The sequence below is a fragment of the Enterococcus sp. DIV0682 genome (assembly GCF_051712685.1).
Lineage (GTDB): Bacteria > Bacillota > Bacilli > Lactobacillales > Enterococcaceae > Enterococcus > Enterococcus faecalis.
Genome location: NZ_JBIOPK010000001.1, coordinates 1595396 through 1613969 on the forward strand (window position 1 = coordinate 1595396; position 18574 = coordinate 1613969).

Below are 18574 nucleotides of genomic sequence, written 5' to 3' on the forward strand. Positions count from 1 at the left end.
TATCACCCTTACCAAGAAATTGTTGTTACATTGCTTTCTAGCGCTGTTTGCCAGTCTTTTGTCGCCAAGTCAATCATCGTTAAAGATAATCCTTGCATGTCAATAGACGTCATATAGTTACCCACTTTATGGAAGGTCACTTGAACACCTTTATCTTCTAATAATGTTAGCACGTCGTTCATAAATACAAATTGTTCCATTAATGGCGTGCCGCCCATGCCATTGACAAGTATCCCAACTGTTTGTGGTTGTTGTTCATAGCTACTTAATGTTTTTTCAACTAATTCTTTCGCTAACTCTTTCGATGGTTGGATTTTTTCACGACGATAGCCTGGTTCTCCGTGAATCCCTACGCCAAATTCAATTTCATCTTCTGGTAAAGTAAAACCTGGTTTGCCAACTTCAGGCACAGTGGCTGCTTTTAAAGCCACTCCAATTGTTTTCGTGGCTGCTACAATCTTTTCTCCTAAAGAAACGAGCTCTTCTAAAGAAGCACCTTGGCGGGCATGATGTCCTAAAATTTTATGGACAAGAACAGTCCCGGCAACGCCGCGTTTTCCAGCGGTATAGGTGCTATCTTCGACAGCTATATCGTCATCGACAACGACCATTTCTACATGAATGTCTTCCATATCAGCCATATCTTTGGCCATTTCAAAGTTCAAAATATCGCCTGTATAATTTTTTACGATTAACAGAACACCGGCCCCTTGGTCTGCCGCTTGGATCCCTGTTAAAATTTGATCTGGTGTTGGTGAAGTAAAGACATCACCTAAAACTGCGGCATTTAACATTCCATCACCAACAAACCCAGCATGTGCAGGCTCATGACCACTTCCGCCACCAGATACTAACCCAACTTGTTTGTTTGAGTCGTTGCGAGCAATCACGCGAGAATCTTCGACTTGATGAACAAGGTTTCCATAGCTTTTCACAATTCCTTGGAGCATTTCTTCGACAATTTTACCAGGTTCATTAATAATTTTTTTCATTTAGTTCCACCCTTTCTTACCAGCATTTTGAGCTTCTGCTAAAATTTGCGTCAAATCATCTGAGACACCTGCAGTAATTGCTGCCGCAAAGGCACCTTCAACCAATGGTGCATCGACTAAATGATAATGTTTCTGTTGGTCTTCTTCTAGCATATCAAAAGCTAATTCTGAACTTAAAACGGCACTGCCTAAATCGGCAAAAATTAAAAATTCTCGGTCAGAGTCCGCTTCGTTAATCGTGTCAATGATTTTCATTGGATCTGAACCTAATGAACCATCTGATGTACCACCAAGTGAATGAATTGTAATTTCTTCACTGGCGTTCATCTGTTCAATCATCTCTTTAATACCATCTGTAATCATTTTGCTATGTGAAACGAGTAAAATATCTGCTTTCATGTGGACACTTCCTTAATCTAATTTATGTCTTGTTTTATATTCTTGTCCGACTTTATCTGCAACAATGATTGCATTCGCTACTTCTTCAACGACAATTGGGAATGGCATTGAATGAATTGATTCTTCTGGAATGCAAGCAATTTTGGCTACTTCCAACGCTTCTTCATAAGTGATTTCATCGACACCAATGTCTGAAAGCGTTAATGGTAAACCTACAGAAGCGCTAAAGTCTAAAACAGCTTCTAATTCGTCTTTTGCTGCATCTTCTAATACAAGTTGTGCAATCGTTGCAAAGGCTACTTTTTCACCATGTAAATAACTGTGCGCACCAGGTAAGACTGTCATACCGTTATGAATCGCATGCGCTGCAGCTAAACCGCCACTTTCAAAACCTAAGCCTGAAAGTAAGATATTTGTTTCGATAATCTTATTCAATGATTCAGTAACCACATTTGCATCACAAGCTAATTTCGCTTTTAACCCATCTTCCTGGAGGTTTTCCCAGCAAAGTTTTGCCATGGCCAAAGCTGCATATGTGCCGCTAGCAGCAGGCGTTAAGCCTTCTCTTGAACCCATTGGCAAACTAGCATTAACCCGAGAATATGAATTGTGTGTTGCGCGTGCTTCAAAATATGTGGATAAGGCATCCCCCATTCCAGCAACTAAAAATCTAGTTGGCGCTTTGGCAACCACTTTTGTATCAACCATAACGACGCTTGGACTTTGTTTAAAGTAAGCATAATCATCAAATGAGCCATCTTCATGATATAGTACAGCTGAATGCGAAGTTGGTGCATCTTGAGCCGCAATCGTTGGTACAATAATTAAGTTTTCACCTTCTGCTACGACTTTTGAAGCATCGATTGCTTTACCGCCACCTAAACCAATGATACAGTCTGCTTGTTCTTTTTGTCCAACGTTTTGCAAGCGCTTTGTTTCTTCACGCGTTACTTCTCCACTAAAGCCACCCTCTACGAAGGTAATGTCAAACTTTTTCGCTGTTTCTTCCAATTGTGGACGTACACGATCAACGTCAGCAGGATTTGCAATTAGTAACGCTTTTTTTCCAAAAGTTGAAACGAAGTAACCTAAGTTTAGTAATTCATCTTCCCCTTGAACATATTTCGTTGGTAAAATCAATGCTTTTCTCATGTTGATAGCCTCCTATATTTTGTTTACATACATAGTATAAAACGCTTTCATACAAAAAGCATTGAACTTTTGGTATCGTTTTCTTGCAAAAAATGATAGAATTATTTTGTGAAATAATAAAATATTATGATTTTTAAACTTTAGATTGAAGGATTGCCTTATGACTGTAGAATTAAAAAATATTTTAGATTTAGAGAAGTGGGAAAAATTGCAAGAATCATTGGCCTTAAGCACTCGCTTAGCCATTATTTTAGTCGATTATAAAGGTCGACCTGTGACGAAACATAGTCAAGTTCAACCCTTTTGCCAACTGGTACGCCACTCCCCTGAGCTCTCGAAACTTTGTGAAAAATGTGATGCTCGTGGTGGCTTGGAAGCTGTTCGCACTGGTCAGCCTTTTATCTACCGTTGTCACTTTAACATCGTTGATATGGCCATCCCCATTATTGTTGATAACCAGTATGTAGGAGCCATTATGGCTGGTGAAGTTTTGCTCGAAGATCACCAAGAAGAGTTAGAACAGGTTTTAACCATGAATGATGCCTTCATTCAAGAATTTTTAGTAACACACCAAGAGCTGTATCAACAATACCCTGTTTTAGAACTAGCAGACTTAGAAAAGAGCGCGACATTAATCGCTGATCTAAGCCAATATATTATTTCTGAAGCCATCAAAAAAGATTATTTAATCAATACGTACAAACAATCCTTACAGATTAGTTCGCGAAAAGAAGAGCTGGAGCCATTGAATATGATCCAAAAAGATATTCAACAAACTTTATTAACTGCTCAATTAACTCCTTCAAGTGCCTATCAAACTAAAAATAAGCAATTACAACCGGTTTTAGATGCCCTTTGGGAAAACAAATCGCTGCGTTTAAATTTACAAGAACTGGCAGACCTTGTTCATTTGACACCGACGTATTTAAGTCGTTTATTAAAAGAGGAGTTTGGTATTCCCTTTAGTCAATTTTATCGACAATTAAAAATCACATGGGCTAAACAGCTTCTTTTGGAGACAGATAAAACAATTGCCCAAATCAGTGAAGATTTAGGGTTTGTTGAAGATAGCTATTTTGTCCGGATCTTTAAACAAGAAACGGGTGAAACACCCCTTAAATACCGTAAAAGAAAGAACAGAGCATAAAAAAACAACGACTCCTAGAAGTCGTTGTTTTTTTACACCTTTTGCTCTTGCTGTGGCTAATGCAACAAGTGCAAAAGGCGCATTATATCTGTCGTGCGACAAAGTGATACTATTAAATATGAATTGGTAAACCTAAAGCCAATTCAGCTGTATCCATAGTGATTTCGCCCAATGATGGGTGTGGGTGGATTGTTAAAGCAATGTCTTCTGCATTCATGCCAGATTCAATAGCTAAAGCTAATTCAGAAATCATGTCACTTGCACCGACACCGGCAATTTGTGCACCGATGATGACATTGTCTTCTACAGTTGTAACTAAACGCATGAATCCTTCAGTTTTATCTAAAGAGATTGCACGGCCGTTACCAGCAAATGGGAATTTGTAGCCTTTTGCTTCGATTCCCGCTTCTTTTGCTTCTGCAACAGTCATACCAACGCTTGCCAATTCTGGATCAGTAAAGGCAACAGCTGGCATTGCTTTGTAATCAACTGCAACTTTCTTACCAGAAATTGCTTCAGCAGCAATTTTTGCTTCGTAGCTTGCTTTATGCGCTAACGCAGCACCTGGTACGATGTCGCCGATTGCAAAGATGTTTTTCACGTTAGTACGTCCTTGGTTATCAACTGGGATTAAACCACGTTCGCCAATTTCAACGCCCGCTTGTTCTAAGCCTAAGTCGTCTGTGTTTGGACGACGTCCAACAGTGACCATTACGTAATCTGCTTCAACACTTTCTTCTTTTCCGTTAACTTCATATTTAACAGTGACGCTATCGCCATTGTCAACAGCTTCTTTAGCCATTGCAGAAGTCACGATTGTTACGTTTTTCTTCTTGAAGTCGTCTGTGACAACTTTAACCATATCTTTTTCATAAGTTGGTAAAATTGATGGGCTACCTTCTAAAATTGTTACTTCTGAACCTAAGTTAGCATAAGCGCCACCTAATTCAGCACCGATGACACCGCCACCGATAATAACGAATTTTTTAGGAACTTCTTTTAAGTTTAAACCGCCTGTAGAATCTAACACGCGTCCGCCAAATTTGAATCCTGGGATTTCAATTGGACGAGAACCTGTTGCTACAATAGCATTATTGAATGAGTAAGTTTGTGCTGAGTCTGGGTGAATAACACGCAATGTATTTTCGTCAACGAAGAATGCTTCGCCTTCAATAATTTCTACTTTGTGTTTTTTCAATAACATGCCAACGCCGCCTGTTAATGATTTAACAACTGTGTTATCTTTCCAGTCTTGTGTTTTTGCAAAGTCTAATTCGACTCCTTTAGCTGTTACACCAAAAGTTGAAGAATCTTGTGCTTCTTGGTAATGATGTCCAGCAGCAATTAAAGCTTTTGAAGGAATACATCCAACGTTTAAACAAACGCCTCCGATGTATTCGCGTTCGATAATCGCAACTTTTTGACCCATTTCTGCGGCACGAATTGCAGCAACGTATCCTCCAGGTCCAGCTCCGATTACGACTGTATCTAGTTCAATGGCGAAATCTCCTACTACCATTTGTTAATCATCCTTCCATTAATAGTAATTCTGGATCAGCTAATAAGCGTTTAATGTTGTTCATTGCTTTTTGAGCAGTTGCGCCGTCAACGATACGGTGGTCAAAGCTTAATGATAATTTCATCATGCGTCCCACAACGATTTCGCCGTCTGCATTAACAACTGGTTCTTGAGCAATTGTACCAACGCCTAAAATAGCAACTTCAGGGTAGTTGATTACTGGTGTAAACCAGCCGCCACCGACTGAACCAATGTTACTAATTGTGATTGTACCATCACGCATATCTTGTGCAGTTAATTTACCTTCGATAGCCAATGCTGCTTTTTCGTTGATTTCATCAGCGATAGCAAACATGCTCTTCGTATTAGCATTTTTAACATTTGGTACATATAAGCCATGATCTGTATCAGTAGCGATACCAATGTTAAAGTAATTTTTGTAAACAATTTCTTGTGCTGCGTCATCAATTGATGCATTCAAGATTGGGAATTTTTGAACAGTTGAAGTCAATGCTTTTACAACGTATGGTAAGAATGTTAATTTTGTACCATTTGCAGCAGCAACATCTTTAAATTTCTTACGGTGATCCCATAATTTAGAAACTTCTACTTCATCATGTAATGTTACGTGAGGAGCAGTGTGTTTGCTGTTAACCATTGCTTTAGCAATTGCTTTACGTGTTGGTGTCATTTTTTCACGTGTTTCCATTTCGCCTAAATCAGAAGTAAAGGCTTTTGGCGCTGCTTTAGGTGCAGCTGCTTCCGCTTTAGGTGCTGCTTCTGTTGCGGCAGCTTCAGTAGCTGGTGCTGCTTGAGAACCACCAGAGACAAAGGCATCAATATCCGCTTTAATGACACGGCCACCTTTACCAGTTGCAGTTACTTGTGTAATATCAACGTCTTTTTCACGCGCATACTGACGAACAGATGGCATTGCTAAAACGCGTTTGTTTGGATCAGCGGCTGCAACTACGCCTGTTGAAGCGGCTGGAGCTGATGCTTCCGCTTTAGGAGCGTCAGTAGCTGGTGCTGCGGCTGCCGGTGCTGCTGAATTATGACCAGGTGCGTCAATTTCAACTAACACGTCACCAACATTGGCAACTGTTCCTTCTGGTACAACGATATTTTTTACAGTACCTGTTACTGGTGATGGAATTTCTTCTACTGATTTGTCATTTTGTACTTCTAATAATGAATCATCTTCATTAATTGTGTCGCCAGCTTTAACGAACCATTTAACGATTTCGCCTTCGGCAATTCCTTCACCGATGTCTGGTAATTTGAATTGGAAAAATCCGCCAGCTGCTTCTGTTGTTGGTACAGCAGCAGGTTGTGCTGGTGTTTGTTCTTGTGCAGGAGCTGCTGGTGCTGCATCGTTATCTTCGTGACCAGGTGCGTCGATTTCGATTAACACGTCACCAACGTTTGCAACTGTTCCTTCTGGTACAACGATATTTTTTACAGTACCTGTTACTGGTGATGGAATTTCTTCCACTGATTTGTCATTTTGTACTTCTAATAACGTATCGTCTTCGTTGATTGTATCGCCAGGTTTTACAAACCATTTAACGATTTCGCCTTCGGCAATCCCTTCACCGATATCCGGTAATTTAAACTGATAAGCCATTTTTTAAGTCTTCCCTTCTTCGTTGGATCTGTCTATTTTCTTAGGAGCAAAACGCGGGGAAACGACTATAGTAGCTGAACATTTCATGCCTATAGCCGTATTCCACCTGTTTAATTCTTCGTTTATCTACTTCGAATAACTATTAAAATTCGACGATTTCTCTAGCTTTTGCTTCGATATCTTTCGCATTTGGTAACCAGATATTTTCTGCTTGTCCGAATGGGAAGATTGTATCTGGAGCAGATACACGTCCGATTGGTGCTTCTAATGATAATACGGCACGTTCAGAAATTTCAGAAACAACCATAGCGCCAACGCCAGCTTGTTTTTGTGCTTCTTGAACGACAACCACACGGCCAGTTTTTTCAACAGAGTTAATAATTGTTTCCACATCTAAAGGAGCCACTGTACGTAAGTCAATGATTTCTGCTGAAATATTGTCTTTCGCTAAGCTATCAGCTGCTTTAATCGCTTCACGAACCATAGCGCCGTAAGTGATGATTGATACGTCTGTTCCTTCACGAGTTACAGCCGCTTTATCTAAAGGCACTTCATAAGCTTCGTCTGGCACTTCCTCACGGAATGAACGGTATAATTTCATGTGCTCTAAGTAGACAACTGGATCGTTGCTACGAATAGATGAAATTAATAGTCCTTTTGCATCGTAAGGGTTTGATGGAATAACAACACGAACACCTGGTGATTGTGCGATTAATCCTTCTAAGTTATCTGAGTGAAGTTCTGGTGTATGAACACCACCACCAAATGGGGCACGAACAGTAATTGGCATATTACGAGTTCCACCCATACGGTAACGCGTACGAGCCATTTGACCAACGATTTCGTCAAATACTTCAAAAACGAAACCAAAGAATTGGATTTCGGGAACTGGACGGTAACCTTGCAAGGCAAGACCGAAAGCCAATCCACCGATACCAGATTCAGCTAAAGGTGTATCGAAGACGCGGTCTTCACCAAATTTTTCTTGTAAACCTTCAGTTGCACGGAAAACCCCACCGTTGTTACCAACGTCTTCACCGAAGATTAAGACATTTTCGTCTTTCTCTAATTCAAGAGCTAAGGCATCTGTAATTGCTTGGATCATAGTTTTTTGTGCCATTTTTATTTCGACTCCTTCGCTTCATAAAATGCAATTTGTTCTTTAATTGTTTGAGGTTGAACTTCAAACATATTTTTCAAGAAATCAGAAACTTTTTGTTTTGGCGCTTTATCCGCTTCTGCAATCGCTACTTTGATTTCTTCTTTTGTTTTTTCAATAATTTCTTCTTCTTTTGCTTCAGACCATAAGCCTTTATCTGTTAGATATTTACGGAAACGAGTCAATGGATCTTTTTGTACCCATTCGTCATCCATTTCTTTTGAACGGTAACGTGTTGGATCGTCTCCAGATAAAGTATGTGGACCATAACGATAGGTTAATGTTTCAATTAAAACTGGACCGTTTCCTGCAGCTGACCAATCACGTGCTTCTTTTGCAATTGCGTAAACTGCTAATGGATCCATACCATCAACTTGAATACCAGGAATTCCTGCTGCAACAGCTTTTTGAGCTAAAGTTTTAGCCGCTGTTTGTTTTTCACGAGGTGTAGAAATCGCAAAACCATTGTTTTGGATAATGAAGACACCGTTTGCTTGGTAAGCACCAGCAAAGTTAATTGCTTCATAGAAGTCTCCTTGTGAAGAACCGCCGTCACCAGTATAAGTGAAGACAACATTTTCTTTTCCACGTTTTTTCAATCCTAAAGCAACACCAGCTGCTTGGATGTATTGAGCACCAATGATAATTTGTGGTGGTAATGCATTTAAATCTTCCGCGTAGTAGTTCCCTGCTACGTGACCACGAGACCATAAGAAAGCTTCTCTTAATGGTAAACCATGTTGTACTAATTGAGGTACATCACGGTAACCTGGTAATAAGTAGTCTTCTTTTTCCATTGCAAATTGACTTGCCAATTGGCTTGCTTCTTGTCCAGCTGTTGGCGCGAAGAATCCTAAGCGTCCTTGACGGTTTAATGCAGTAGAACGTTGGTCTAACACACGAGACCAAACCATGCGTGTCATTAATTCAACTAATTCCTCATCCGATAAATCAGGTACTAAATCTTCATTCACAATTTTTCCATCTTGATCCAAGATTTGGAAAGTTGGGAAATCAGCGTCGACTTTAGCCATTAGCTCTTTAAAGTCAATAGGTTTTTGTTTCTTAGCCTTTGCCATTTTGTCACACAATCCTCTCTATTACGTTTCTTTAATTTCGACAAAAGTAAAACAGAGTGCGAAACTGTATTACTTTTTATCGACTACACTTAACAAATTATCACTAAATTCGAAAAAGCGCAAGAAAAAAACTCTAATTTCTTCATTTTTTCACAAAAGAGCAAAACCGCATGTTTTTGCGGTTTAGTGATAATTTTCACAAACAAGAAAACGGTTTCTGTTCCACACTTCTTCTGTACTATTTTTCTCCCAACTGTTATATTCTATTTTGAAAATATTATATAACAGTTCTATTAATTTGAGCCCCCTTATCCCCGAACTGGCTAGTAATCTGATTTCCGAACTTTGCGTTTTCATGAAAATTATCTTGAAAAAACCAAAAAATAAAAACCGTCAGCCGAGTAACCTACTCAGCATGCGGTTTTTTATTTTTTAGAGAACAAAGTTTTTTTCGTTAATTTTTATTTTTTTTGGCTCGTTTTTTTGCCAAATACTTTGCCTTAGGTTTTATCACGAACATTCATTGCTTAAAATCACTGAATTTTCGCAAAACGAGTAATACAGCTTAGCAATTTCTTTTCTCTTTCAGTAGATTTTACTAAATCCATTCCTTGGTAATTTTAATATATAAACGTTTAGCTACTTCAACAGTTAACATGTACGCAATGATGATTCCAAAGAACCATGGCCAGTAGTTAGCCGGAAGTTTCACAAAGTCAAAAACCTCTCTTATAGGCGTTGCTACAATCAGGAAACCGAGTAAAATTGCGCCTAAACTACTTAACATCACAGGCATTGACGCACGACTTTGAATGAATGGTATTTTCCGCGTCCGGACCATATGAACAACTAACGTTTGACTAACAAGTCCCACCATAAACCAACCTGTTTGGAATAAATGTTGAGTTGCCAAACTATTGGCGCTAAACACAAACCACATGACAAGATACGTTAGAATATCGAAAATACTACTTACCGGGCCAATACATACCGTAAATTTCGCTAGTCCGTTCGTTTCCCACCGAACAGGGCTTAATAACTCTTCTTCATCGACATTATCCCAAGGAATTGTCAACTGAGCCACATCATAAATCAAATTTTGAATCAAGAGTTGTAAGGAAAGCATTGGTAGAAATGGTAAAAAGGCACTGGCTACTAAAATTGAAAAGACATTCCCAAAATTAGAACTGATGGTAATTTTAATATATTTCATCATATTGCTAAATACTTTTCGTCCTTCAATCACACCAGATTCCAGTACATTTAAACTTTTTTCCAGTAAAATAATCGAGCTAGCATCTTTAGTAATATCAGCTGCAGTATCTACTGAAATGCCCACATCAGCTTTTCGCAATGCTGGTGCATCGTTAATGCCATCCCCCATAAAACCAACCGTATGACCTTTCGCTTGTAGCAATTCAATGATTTTAGATTTTTGCATCGGATTTAATTTGGCAAATAAATTAGTTTCTTCTACTTGCGCCCGCAACTCTTCATCTGTCATTGCTTCAATTTGAGAACCTAATAACACATGGGAAACTTCAATACCTACATCTTTACAGACTTTTTTGGCGACAATGTCATTATCGCCCGTTAGCACTTTCACGTTGACACCATGTTCATGTAAGGAGCGGATAGCGCTGACGGCTGACTCTTTTGCTGGATCAAGAAAACCCATAAATCCAATCAATGTCATCTCTTTTTCATCTTCAACTGAATAAACTGCTTCTTTATGGACATCTTTTTTTACAGCTACCGCTAACACACGCATCCCTTGTTTGTTCATTTGAACATTCACTCGGCGTAGTTCTTCTCGTACAGCAGTGCTTAATGGTACAATTTCGCCATTAATTTGCGCATGCGTGCACACTTCTTCCATTTCTTCCACGGCGCCTTTCGTAATCATCAATTGATGATCATCTGCATTTACGACAACCGTTAAGCGGCGTCTGGAAAAATCAAAAGGAATTTCATCAATTTTAGTGACATTTTTAAACGGCGTTTTCCATTGATGCTCTTCATAAAAATTAATAACGGCAATATCCATTAAATTTTTCCAACCTGTTTGATAAGAAGAATTTAAGTAGGCTAAATTTAGAACCTCATCACTCAAATCACCTAATGGATTCAAATGTTGAACCAAAACTACACGATCTTCGGTAATCGTTCCAGTTTTATCTGTACAGAGCACATCCATACCACCTAAATTTTGGATAGCCGCTAACTCTTTAACAATGACTTTATGTTTCGATAAGGATAATGCACCCTTGGCTAAGTTACTCGTAACAATCATTGGCAACATTTCTGGTGTCAAACCAACTGCAACGGCAATCGCGAAGAAAAACGCTTCGCCCCAAGCACCTTTAGTTAAACCATTAATCAAGAAAACGATTGGAAACAAAATCATTACCATTCGTAATAAAAACTTACTGACTTTTGCTAAGCCTAAGTCAAAACTAGTTTTTCCTCGTTGTGTTGTAGCATTTTTAGCAATATCACCAAAAAATGTATGTTGCCCAGTTTTTAAAATAATCGCTTTTCCTTGTCCACTCAAGACATCTGTACCCATAAACACTAGGTCTTGCATATCTAATGCAGAAACCTCTGTTTGTTGACGATCCACACCTGCATCCACAAATTTTTCGACAGGCATGGATTCGCCTGTTAGCGACGATTGATTAACGAATAAATCTTTGGTCCAAATCAACACGGCATCTGCAGGAATCATGTCTCCTGTAGCTAAAGTTACAATGTCTCCTGGAACAATTTCGTCCATTGGAATTTCTTTCGTAATTCCTTCCCGTGTCACTGCAGCGGTGTTTTCAATTAATTCTTTTAAATCCAAACTCGCTTTTTGCGAACGATATTCTTGTATAAAAGCAATCAAGACACTGGCTAAAATCATCACGCCCATCACGATAGCGGCTTCGAAATCTTTCGTTAAAGTTGAAACGACCATCAATAAGGCTAAGACATAGACAAACGGATCTTTGAATGCACTTAAAAATAAAATAATTGCTGGGGTTGGCTTTTGTGCAGAAACTTCGTTTGGTCCAAATTCCTCTAATCTTTTTTCGGCATCTTCATTCGAGAGTCCTTTTTCAGATGTCCGTAATTCCATCATTAATTCCCGTTCAGAAAGCAACGCCAATTTACGTAATTCTTGATCTTTGGTTGCTTTTCTCATATCCATTGTTTTTTTGTTCATCATTTTCTTTTCCTCCAAGGTTGTGGTCACCTGCCGAAAAGAGTGCTAAAATCTTCTCCTTTCGTTGGTGACTGTATTTTGTTTCTCTGTTCACTTCCAGGGTCTTCCATGACAGTCATCCTTTCTTTTTCTTATTTATACTTCCAATGAATAATTGCTTTTTTGCCAAACACACAAAAAAGGACCTACTCAACAATAGAGTACGTCCCAAAATACCATCTTTAAATAAGATTCTCTATCGTTGAGCTTTAGCACTATAGGGCGTAGATAACATGTATCAGCTACATTATGAATAACCTTCACGATTATTCCTGTTCAACCAACTAAGGGTCTCTCGATCCTTTCGCGGCAGCAGCATTTGTCCAAATAGGAGCCTCACCTAACAATTATTCAGTTTTTATCCACTTCTTATAATAGAGGAGTTTGACATTCTTGTCAAAAGATTTATGACTTTTTTGTTATAAATAAAAAATGACTACTTTAAAATTTCCTTTATTTCTGCTTTTCGCTCAGGAATAAACCACATGACTAAAACAATCGTATCAATAATCAGGACAGCGATTGGCGCTACCAGTTTGCCTACAATCAACGCAATAATATTCAACACAATCGAAAGCGTTAATTTTGGATAGTGGCCAAACAAACGTTGTACTTCGGATTTGGGCCCATTTGCCTGAATCAATGCCCGCACCACTAGATAATAAGCAACATCAGCTCCTAATACTACTAAACCATATAAAGCTTGTGGCGGCCAAGAAAACGGATGTTCACCTACCCAACCAGTAACAAACGGGAAAAACGTCAACGTCAAAATTAATAAATTATTCATCCAAAGGACACGTCCATCAATTTTACGGACACTTTGAAATAAATGATGATGATTGTTCCAATAAATCAATAAAGTAACAAAACTAATTAAATAAATAATGATTTTGTGTCCAGATTGAGTCAGAGCAGACCAATCTGCTTTTTCAGGAATTTTTAATTCTAAAATTAATAACGTTAAAATAATCGCAATGACTGCATCTGTAAATGCTTCTACACGTGTTTTCGGCATCATTTCCCCCTACTTTCATAAAATTAAATAACTTACCCAAAGTAAGTATAACGCATTTCTGTAAAAATTCAATTATTTATGAAGTCTCTCGGTTGTTGAAGTTCCTAAAAACGAGTGCAAGAGTCCTACTTAAAAGTAAGCCTCTTGCACTCATTATAGAACAAATCAGTTATTGGAAGACCCCTGCCTGATAAGGTGCTAACCGCATCCGTTTCTCCACTGTAAACTCTTGGTTTCCTAACAATTGTTGCCACTTTCTGCCTAGTAATTTATTCGGCAAGTCAAATTGGCACTTTTCTCCACTTAAATTGACAATCACTAACGCTGTTGCCTCAGTTGTTTTTCTTAAAAAAGCAAAAACAGACGGATGATTGGGCGCTAATAGTTCAAACTGTCCATCTGTAAAGACTGGATTTTCTTTCCGCAACGCAATTAACTTTTTATAATAATTCAACACGGATTGCGCATCCGTTTCTTGGTCAGCCACATTTATTTCTTTGAAATTGGGATGAATTGCTAACCACGGATGCCCCGAGGTGAATGAACTTGCCTCTTGATTCGTCCACTGCATAGGCGTACGCGAATGGTCCCGCGTCCAATGCGCCACTTCTTTTAATGCTTGTTTCGCATCGTAGCCATTTTCTATAAGCAAACGATAATGGTTATGGGAATCTTTAGCATCTAACTCGTCAATCTGTTGAAACGGATAATTAACCATGCCGATTTCCTGTCCTTGATAAATAAACGGCGTTCCTCGCAAGAGCAAGGCGATTGTTCCAATCGCCTTAGCAGAATGAGAGGTTTCATTGCCTAAAATTGAATTGATTCTGGGATTATCATGATTTTCTACATATAATGCATTCCAGCCTTCTGTCCCTAAATGCTTTTGCCAGCGAGCCATTACTTTTTTATAGCCTAAAATATTTAACCGTTCTTCTCCTGGCTTCCCTTCTCGAACATTGTGCTCTAATTCAAAAATCATATTCAGATAGCCCGCATCATTGGTCCATTCCACCGCTTTTTTACTTGAAACGCCACTAGCTTCCCCCACTGTCATGATGTCATACTCAGCAAAAATAGCTTTCAAATCCAACATATAGTCTTCAATGCCTTTTACATTCATAAAGGGAGCCCATGGATTCGTGGTAATCTTAAAATTCCAAGGTTCTTTTTGGATATGACTAATCGCATCTAATCGGAAACCATCAATTCCCAAATCTAACCACCAGCGAATCATCGCATAAATCTCTTCACGAACTTTAGGATTTTTCCAGTTCAAATCAGGTTGCTCTTTTGCAAACACATGAAAATATGCTTGCTTTGTATCCTCGTCATACGTCCAAGTCGAGCCACCAAAAAAGCTTTGCCATTCATTCGGCATACGTTCTGGTGTCGCATCGGCCCATAAATAATACTCACGATACGGATTATCTAAACTTTTTTTTGCTTCAACAAACCACGGATGTTGATCACTTGTATGATTGACCACTAAATCAAGAATAATCTTCAAACCTAATTGATGCGCTTGGTCCAAAAGTTCTTGAAAATCTTCCATCGTACCAAATTCTGGCTGAATCCCTTGATAATCCGCAATATCATAACCATTGTCAACGTTCGGCGAAGTGTAAATCGGATTTAACCATAAAAAATCGACCCCTAGTTCTTTTAAATACGGTAATTTCTCAATAATTCCCTGCAAATCACCAATGCCATCCCCGTTGCTATCTTTAAAACTCCGAGGATAAATTTGATAACCGACAGCATTTTTCCACCATTGGTCCATCTTATTGACTCACTTTCACAACAAATGCTTGCCAAGGCGCTAACGAATAGTCTGCTAAAGCAGTGACATCTGTCGGCATATTTTCAATCATTACTTGTTCTACAGAAACATCTGCAGAAAATGGCTGAACTTTGTCAGAAAAGTTCGTTACAACAAGCCAGCGTTCCTCACCATAGGTACGATAAAAACTGATCACTTCGTCCACTGTTTCCAGCAATTCAAAGTTGCCCCAAACAATTAAAGGATGTTCTTTTCTCAAACGAATCATTTCTTGGTACGTATAGAATAGTGAATTTTTATCTGCCAAAGCAGCAGCGACGTTAATCGTTTGATAATTGGGATTAACATCAATCCAAGGTGTACCCGTCGTAAAGCCCGCATTTTTTTCAGCGGTCCACTGCATAGGCCGGCGTGCATTGTCGCGACCTTTAGTATTAATTTTCAGCAAAATTTCTTCTTTAGAATATCCTTTTTCTAGATACTCATGGTACATGTTAATCGTTTCGATGTCCCGCGCTTCACGAATATCTGTAATCGGCGTATTGGTCATACCAATTTCTTCCCCTTGATAAATATAAGGTGTGCCTTTCATCATGTGCAGTAAAATAGCGAATAACTTACTACTTTCCAACCAATGTTCCTGATCATTTCCCCAACGTGAAATCATTCTCGGTAAATCATGGTTATTCCAAAATAAAGAATTCCAGCCATCATTTCCTAATTCTGTTTGCCATTTTGCAAAAACCTGTTTCAACTTGGCAACTTCCATTGGCTGAAGGTCCCATTTTTCTTTACCTGGTTGTTGATCCAAGCTCATATGTTCAAACTGAAAAATCATAGATAATTCATGACGCTCTGGACTAGAGTACATTTTTGCAATTTCAGGTGTGGCCCCCCATGTTTCACCTACAGTTAACAGCTCTTTGCCGCCAAATGTCGCGGCGTTCATTTCTTGTAAATAACGATGTAAATGAGGTCCATTCGCGGTGATCTCTTCTCCTGGAATTTTACCCACTAAGTCAATTACATCTAAACGGAAACCGCCAATTCCTTTATCAATCCAAAAATTCATCATCTCGTAAACCGACTGACGCATTTGTTGGTTTTCCCAATTTAAATCTGGTTGTTTTTTACTAAACAAATGCAAATAGTATTGCCCACTCGCTTCATCAAACGTCCACGCCGAACCCGAAAAGGCAGATTTCAGTCGGTTAGGCACACCGCCATCTGAAGCAGGATCAGCCCATACATAATAGTCTCGGTAGGGGTTCTCCTTACTTTTTTTCGCTTCAATAAACCAACGATGTTCATCTGACGTATGGTTAACCACTAAGTCCATAATAATTTCAATCTTTCGCTTTTTCGCTTCCTCAATTAGACGATCCATATCCGCCATCGTCCCAAACTCTGTCATAATCGCTTCATAATCAGAAATGTCATAACCATTGTCATCATTGGGTGATTGATAAACTGGTGATAACCAAATAGCCCCAATGCCTAACGTTTCCAAATAATCCAATTTTTCAATAATTCCTGGTAAATCTCCAATGCCATCTCCATTGCTATCCTTAAAACTGCGAGGATAAATCTGATAAACCACGACTTCTTGCCACCAATGTTTTTCCATTCTTCTTCACATTCCTTTGCTTAATTATTATGCTTGATATAAAAGAAAACCTTTTGGTAAAACCATTATCTGTTCTGAAGCAGTTTCGATAGAAGAACTTAGCAAAACTTCTCGATCAGTTCTATCAACAAATTGTGTCTCTTGGCCAGTATTAAAAATCCCATAGATCGTTTGTTCCTCCAAACGACAAGCGAATCTAATCAACCCCGTTTCAAAAGAAGTTCCTGTCCAATCGATTGTTCCACCAGAAAAAACAGCCGCATACTTTTTGCGAAGGGCAATCAATGATTTTACAAATTCCTTCAAATCTAAATCTTGCTGATTTTCCTCCCAAACCATACAACGACGACAATCAGGATCCATATCACCTGTCATACCAATTTCATCACCATAGTAAAGACAAGGGACGCCTGGTTGAATATACGTAAACGCTAATACTTGGCGCATCAACTCTTTATCCTCTTTCGTTTCATGCAATAAGCGTGGTGTATCGTGGGAATCTAAAACATTAAACTGCATTTGATTCGTTTGTTGTCGATAGAGCATTAACTGGTTGTTCATTTCAGAAAGCATCTTTTCCAAGGACAGTTCTTGCTTAACAAAGTAGCCCATAATCGCATCTGTGTATGCATAATTCATCACTGCATGAAATTCGTCTCCTTGGAGCCAGCTTTGCGACGAGTGCCAAATTTCTCCTAAAATATAAAAATCTTCTTTTGCGTCATCACATGTTTGCCGGAATTTTTTCCAGAACGCATGATCCACTTCGTTTGCCACATCTAAACGCCAGGCGTCAATATCATATTCCTCAATCCAATAACGAGCAATTTCTAAAAGATAGGCTTGCACCTCTGGATTTGCTGTATTTAATTTAGGCATATGCGGAGTGAATGCAAAAGTATCATAGGTAATGTTGCTTGCTTCTTCAAAATCAGCACTTTCTTCATAGCTAGCTGGAAACTCATTTACGTGGAACCAATCGGCATAAATTGAGTTCTGGCCATTTTTTAACACATCTTGCCATTGAGGCGAAGTGTCCCCCATATGATTAAAAACGGCGTCCAACATAATCTTAATGCCCCGTCGATGACACTCTTCGACTAAACGCTTAAAGGTAGCGCCATCACCAAAAGCTGGGTCAATTTTTAAATAATCAATCGTATCATATTTGTGATTAGAAAACGCTTCAAAAATTGGGCAAAAATATAAGCCGTTAACACCTAAATCTTCAATGTAATCAAGATGATCTAGCACCCCTTGCAAATCCCCACCAAAAAAATCTTGTCGATCTGGTCTTTTAGATCCCCACGGCAACGTCCCTTCAGGATCATTGGCGGGATCACCATTTGCAAAACGCTCTGGAAATATTTGATACCAAACCGTTTCTTTTACCCATTCAGGTGCTTTAAAACGATCGATTTCATGAAAATACGGCATCCGAAAATAATTATTCGCCATCGCTAAATACTTTTCTTCTAAAGGATAAATGCCGTGTTCGCCATAAAACGCCGTCAAGCCATCCGTCCCTACTAAAGTAAAAGCATATGAAAGTCGTTTAAATTTTGCACTTAATGCAATAAACCAGTAATCATATAACTCCGTAGATACTAACTTCTCCATGGTTAACGACTGTTGGTACCACTTTTCTTTTCCTAAAAGATAAGGATCTCCTTGCACTAATTGGACAGAGGCAATGTCGCCTTTTGCCGTACGCAAACGAATATGCATGGTTTCTTCTGTATAAAGATAAGCAAATTCACTTTCTGGACGATGGTAGATTGCAGCAGTGTTCATTTAATTCTCTCCTTTAATTGTCGCTTTTCGT

General features: G+C 38.9%; 13 protein-coding genes and 1 riboswitch. Of the genes, 1 reads left to right on the forward strand and 12 read right to left on the reverse strand.

From position 1 onward, the window contains the following. Nucleotides 1-8 precede the first annotated feature (8 nt). From dhaK to IGK96_RS07645, 3 genes are read right to left on the reverse strand one after another with little or no spacing between them, the layout of a single operon-like run. Complete coding sequence (dhaK, locus tag IGK96_RS07635) at nt 9-992, reverse strand: dihydroxyacetone kinase subunit DhaK (RefSeq protein WP_002366604.1); 984 nt, start codon at nt 990-992, stop codon at nt 9-11. Further along, nucleotides 993-1391, reverse strand: a complete 399-nt coding sequence (dhaM, locus tag IGK96_RS07640; RefSeq protein WP_002357762.1) for a dihydroxyacetone kinase phosphoryl donor subunit DhaM — start codon at nt 1389-1391, stop codon at nt 993-995. Nucleotides 1392-1403: 12 nt separating this feature from the next. Next, entirely contained in the window at nt 1404-2543 is a 1140-nt protein-coding gene (locus IGK96_RS07645; RefSeq protein ID WP_002363858.1) for a glycerol dehydrogenase, read from the reverse strand. 160 nt (nt 2544-2703) lie between these two features. On the opposite strand from IGK96_RS07645, the gene IGK96_RS07650 reads away from it, so the two are divergent. Further along, nucleotides 2704-3690: a PocR ligand-binding domain-containing protein gene (locus IGK96_RS07650; protein WP_085443218.1), complete on the forward strand. Its 987-nt coding sequence runs from the start codon at nt 2704-2706 to the stop codon at nt 3688-3690. A gap of 112 nt (nt 3691-3802) precedes the next feature. On the opposite strand, the gene lpdA is transcribed toward IGK96_RS07650, so the two are convergent. From lpdA to IGK96_RS07695, 9 genes are all read right to left on the reverse strand, one after another. Next, the gene (gene lpdA, locus IGK96_RS07655; RefSeq protein ID WP_002357765.1) at nt 3803-5209 is read right to left on the reverse strand and encodes a dihydrolipoyl dehydrogenase; all 1407 of its coding nucleotides are present in this window, start codon (nt 5207-5209) and stop codon (nt 3803-3805) included. 7 nt (nt 5210-5216) lie between these two features. Then, entirely contained in the window at nt 5217-6836 is a 1620-nt protein-coding gene (locus IGK96_RS07660) for a dihydrolipoyllysine-residue acetyltransferase (RefSeq protein WP_002357766.1), read from the reverse strand. A 142-nt stretch (nt 6837-6978) separates the two neighbouring features. Continuing rightward, the gene (locus IGK96_RS07665; protein WP_002357767.1) at nt 6979-7956 is read right to left on the reverse strand and encodes an alpha-ketoacid dehydrogenase subunit beta; all 978 of its coding nucleotides are present in this window, start codon (nt 7954-7956) and stop codon (nt 6979-6981) included. A 2-nt stretch (nt 7957-7958) separates the two neighbouring features. Then, the gene (pdhA, locus tag IGK96_RS07670) at nt 7959-9074 is read right to left on the reverse strand and encodes a pyruvate dehydrogenase (acetyl-transferring) E1 component subunit alpha (RefSeq protein ID WP_002357768.1); all 1116 of its coding nucleotides are present in this window, start codon (nt 9072-9074) and stop codon (nt 7959-7961) included. Between the two features lie 598 nt (nt 9075-9672). Further along, the gene (gene mgtA, locus IGK96_RS07675; RefSeq protein WP_002388982.1) at nt 9673-12285 is read right to left on the reverse strand and encodes a magnesium-translocating P-type ATPase; all 2613 of its coding nucleotides are present in this window, start codon (nt 12283-12285) and stop codon (nt 9673-9675) included. A 223-nt stretch (nt 12286-12508) separates the two neighbouring features. Further along, nucleotides 12509-12676, reverse strand: a riboswitch (M-box (ykoK) riboswitch). 81 nt (nt 12677-12757) lie between these two features. Next, complete coding sequence (locus IGK96_RS07680; protein WP_002392546.1) at nt 12758-13339, reverse strand: TMEM175 family protein; 582 nt, start codon at nt 13337-13339, stop codon at nt 12758-12760. A gap of 169 nt (nt 13340-13508) precedes the next feature. Then, nucleotides 13509-15122: a glycoside hydrolase family 13 protein gene (locus IGK96_RS07685; RefSeq protein WP_010828757.1), complete on the reverse strand. Its 1614-nt coding sequence runs from the start codon at nt 15120-15122 to the stop codon at nt 13509-13511. A gap of 1 nt (nt 15123) precedes the next feature. After that, entirely contained in the window at nt 15124-16749 is a 1626-nt protein-coding gene (locus IGK96_RS07690) for a glycoside hydrolase family 13 protein (RefSeq protein ID WP_071646684.1), read from the reverse strand. 27 nt (nt 16750-16776) lie between these two features. After that, the gene (locus IGK96_RS07695) at nt 16777-18543 is read right to left on the reverse strand and encodes a glycoside hydrolase family 13 protein (protein WP_085443217.1); all 1767 of its coding nucleotides are present in this window, start codon (nt 18541-18543) and stop codon (nt 16777-16779) included. Nucleotides 18544-18574 lie beyond the last annotated feature (31 nt).

Bases quoted from the DNA above. Each gene is read 5' to 3' on its own strand.
- dhaK (WP_002366604.1), bottom strand. From the start codon at position 992: ATGAAAAAAATTATTAATGAACCTGGTAAAATTGTCGAAGAAATGCTC.
- dhaM (WP_002357762.1), bottom strand. From the start codon at position 1,391: ATGAAAGCAGATATTTTACTCGTTTCACATAGCAAAATGATTACAGAT.
- IGK96_RS07645 (WP_002363858.1), bottom strand. From the start codon at position 2,543: ATGAGAAAAGCATTGATTTTACCAACGAAATATGTTCAAGGGGAAGAT.
- IGK96_RS07650 (WP_085443218.1), top strand. From the start codon at position 2,704: ATGACTGTAGAATTAAAAAATATTTTAGATTTAGAGAAGTGGGAAAAA.
- lpdA (WP_002357765.1), bottom strand. From the start codon at position 5,209: ATGGTAGTAGGAGATTTCGCCATTGAACTAGATACAGTCGTAATCGGA.
- IGK96_RS07660 (WP_002357766.1), bottom strand. From the start codon at position 6,836: ATGGCTTATCAGTTTAAATTACCGGATATCGGTGAAGGGATTGCCGAA.
- IGK96_RS07665 (WP_002357767.1), bottom strand. From the start codon at position 7,956: ATGGCACAAAAAACTATGATCCAAGCAATTACAGATGCCTTAGCTCTT.
- pdhA (WP_002357768.1), bottom strand. From the start codon at position 9,074: ATGGCAAAGGCTAAGAAACAAAAACCTATTGACTTTAAAGAGCTAATG.
- mgtA (WP_002388982.1), bottom strand. From the start codon at position 12,285: ATGATGAACAAAAAAACAATGGATATGAGAAAAGCAACCAAAGATCAA.
- IGK96_RS07680 (WP_002392546.1), bottom strand. From the start codon at position 13,339: ATGCCGAAAACACGTGTAGAAGCATTTACAGATGCAGTCATTGCGATT.
- IGK96_RS07685 (WP_010828757.1), bottom strand. From the start codon at position 15,122: ATGGACCAATGGTGGAAAAATGCTGTCGGTTATCAAATTTATCCTCGG.
- IGK96_RS07690 (WP_071646684.1), bottom strand. From the start codon at position 16,749: ATGGAAAAACATTGGTGGCAAGAAGTCGTGGTTTATCAGATTTATCCT.
- IGK96_RS07695 (WP_085443217.1), bottom strand. From the start codon at position 18,543: ATGAACACTGCTGCAATCTACCATCGTCCAGAAAGTGAATTTGCTTAT.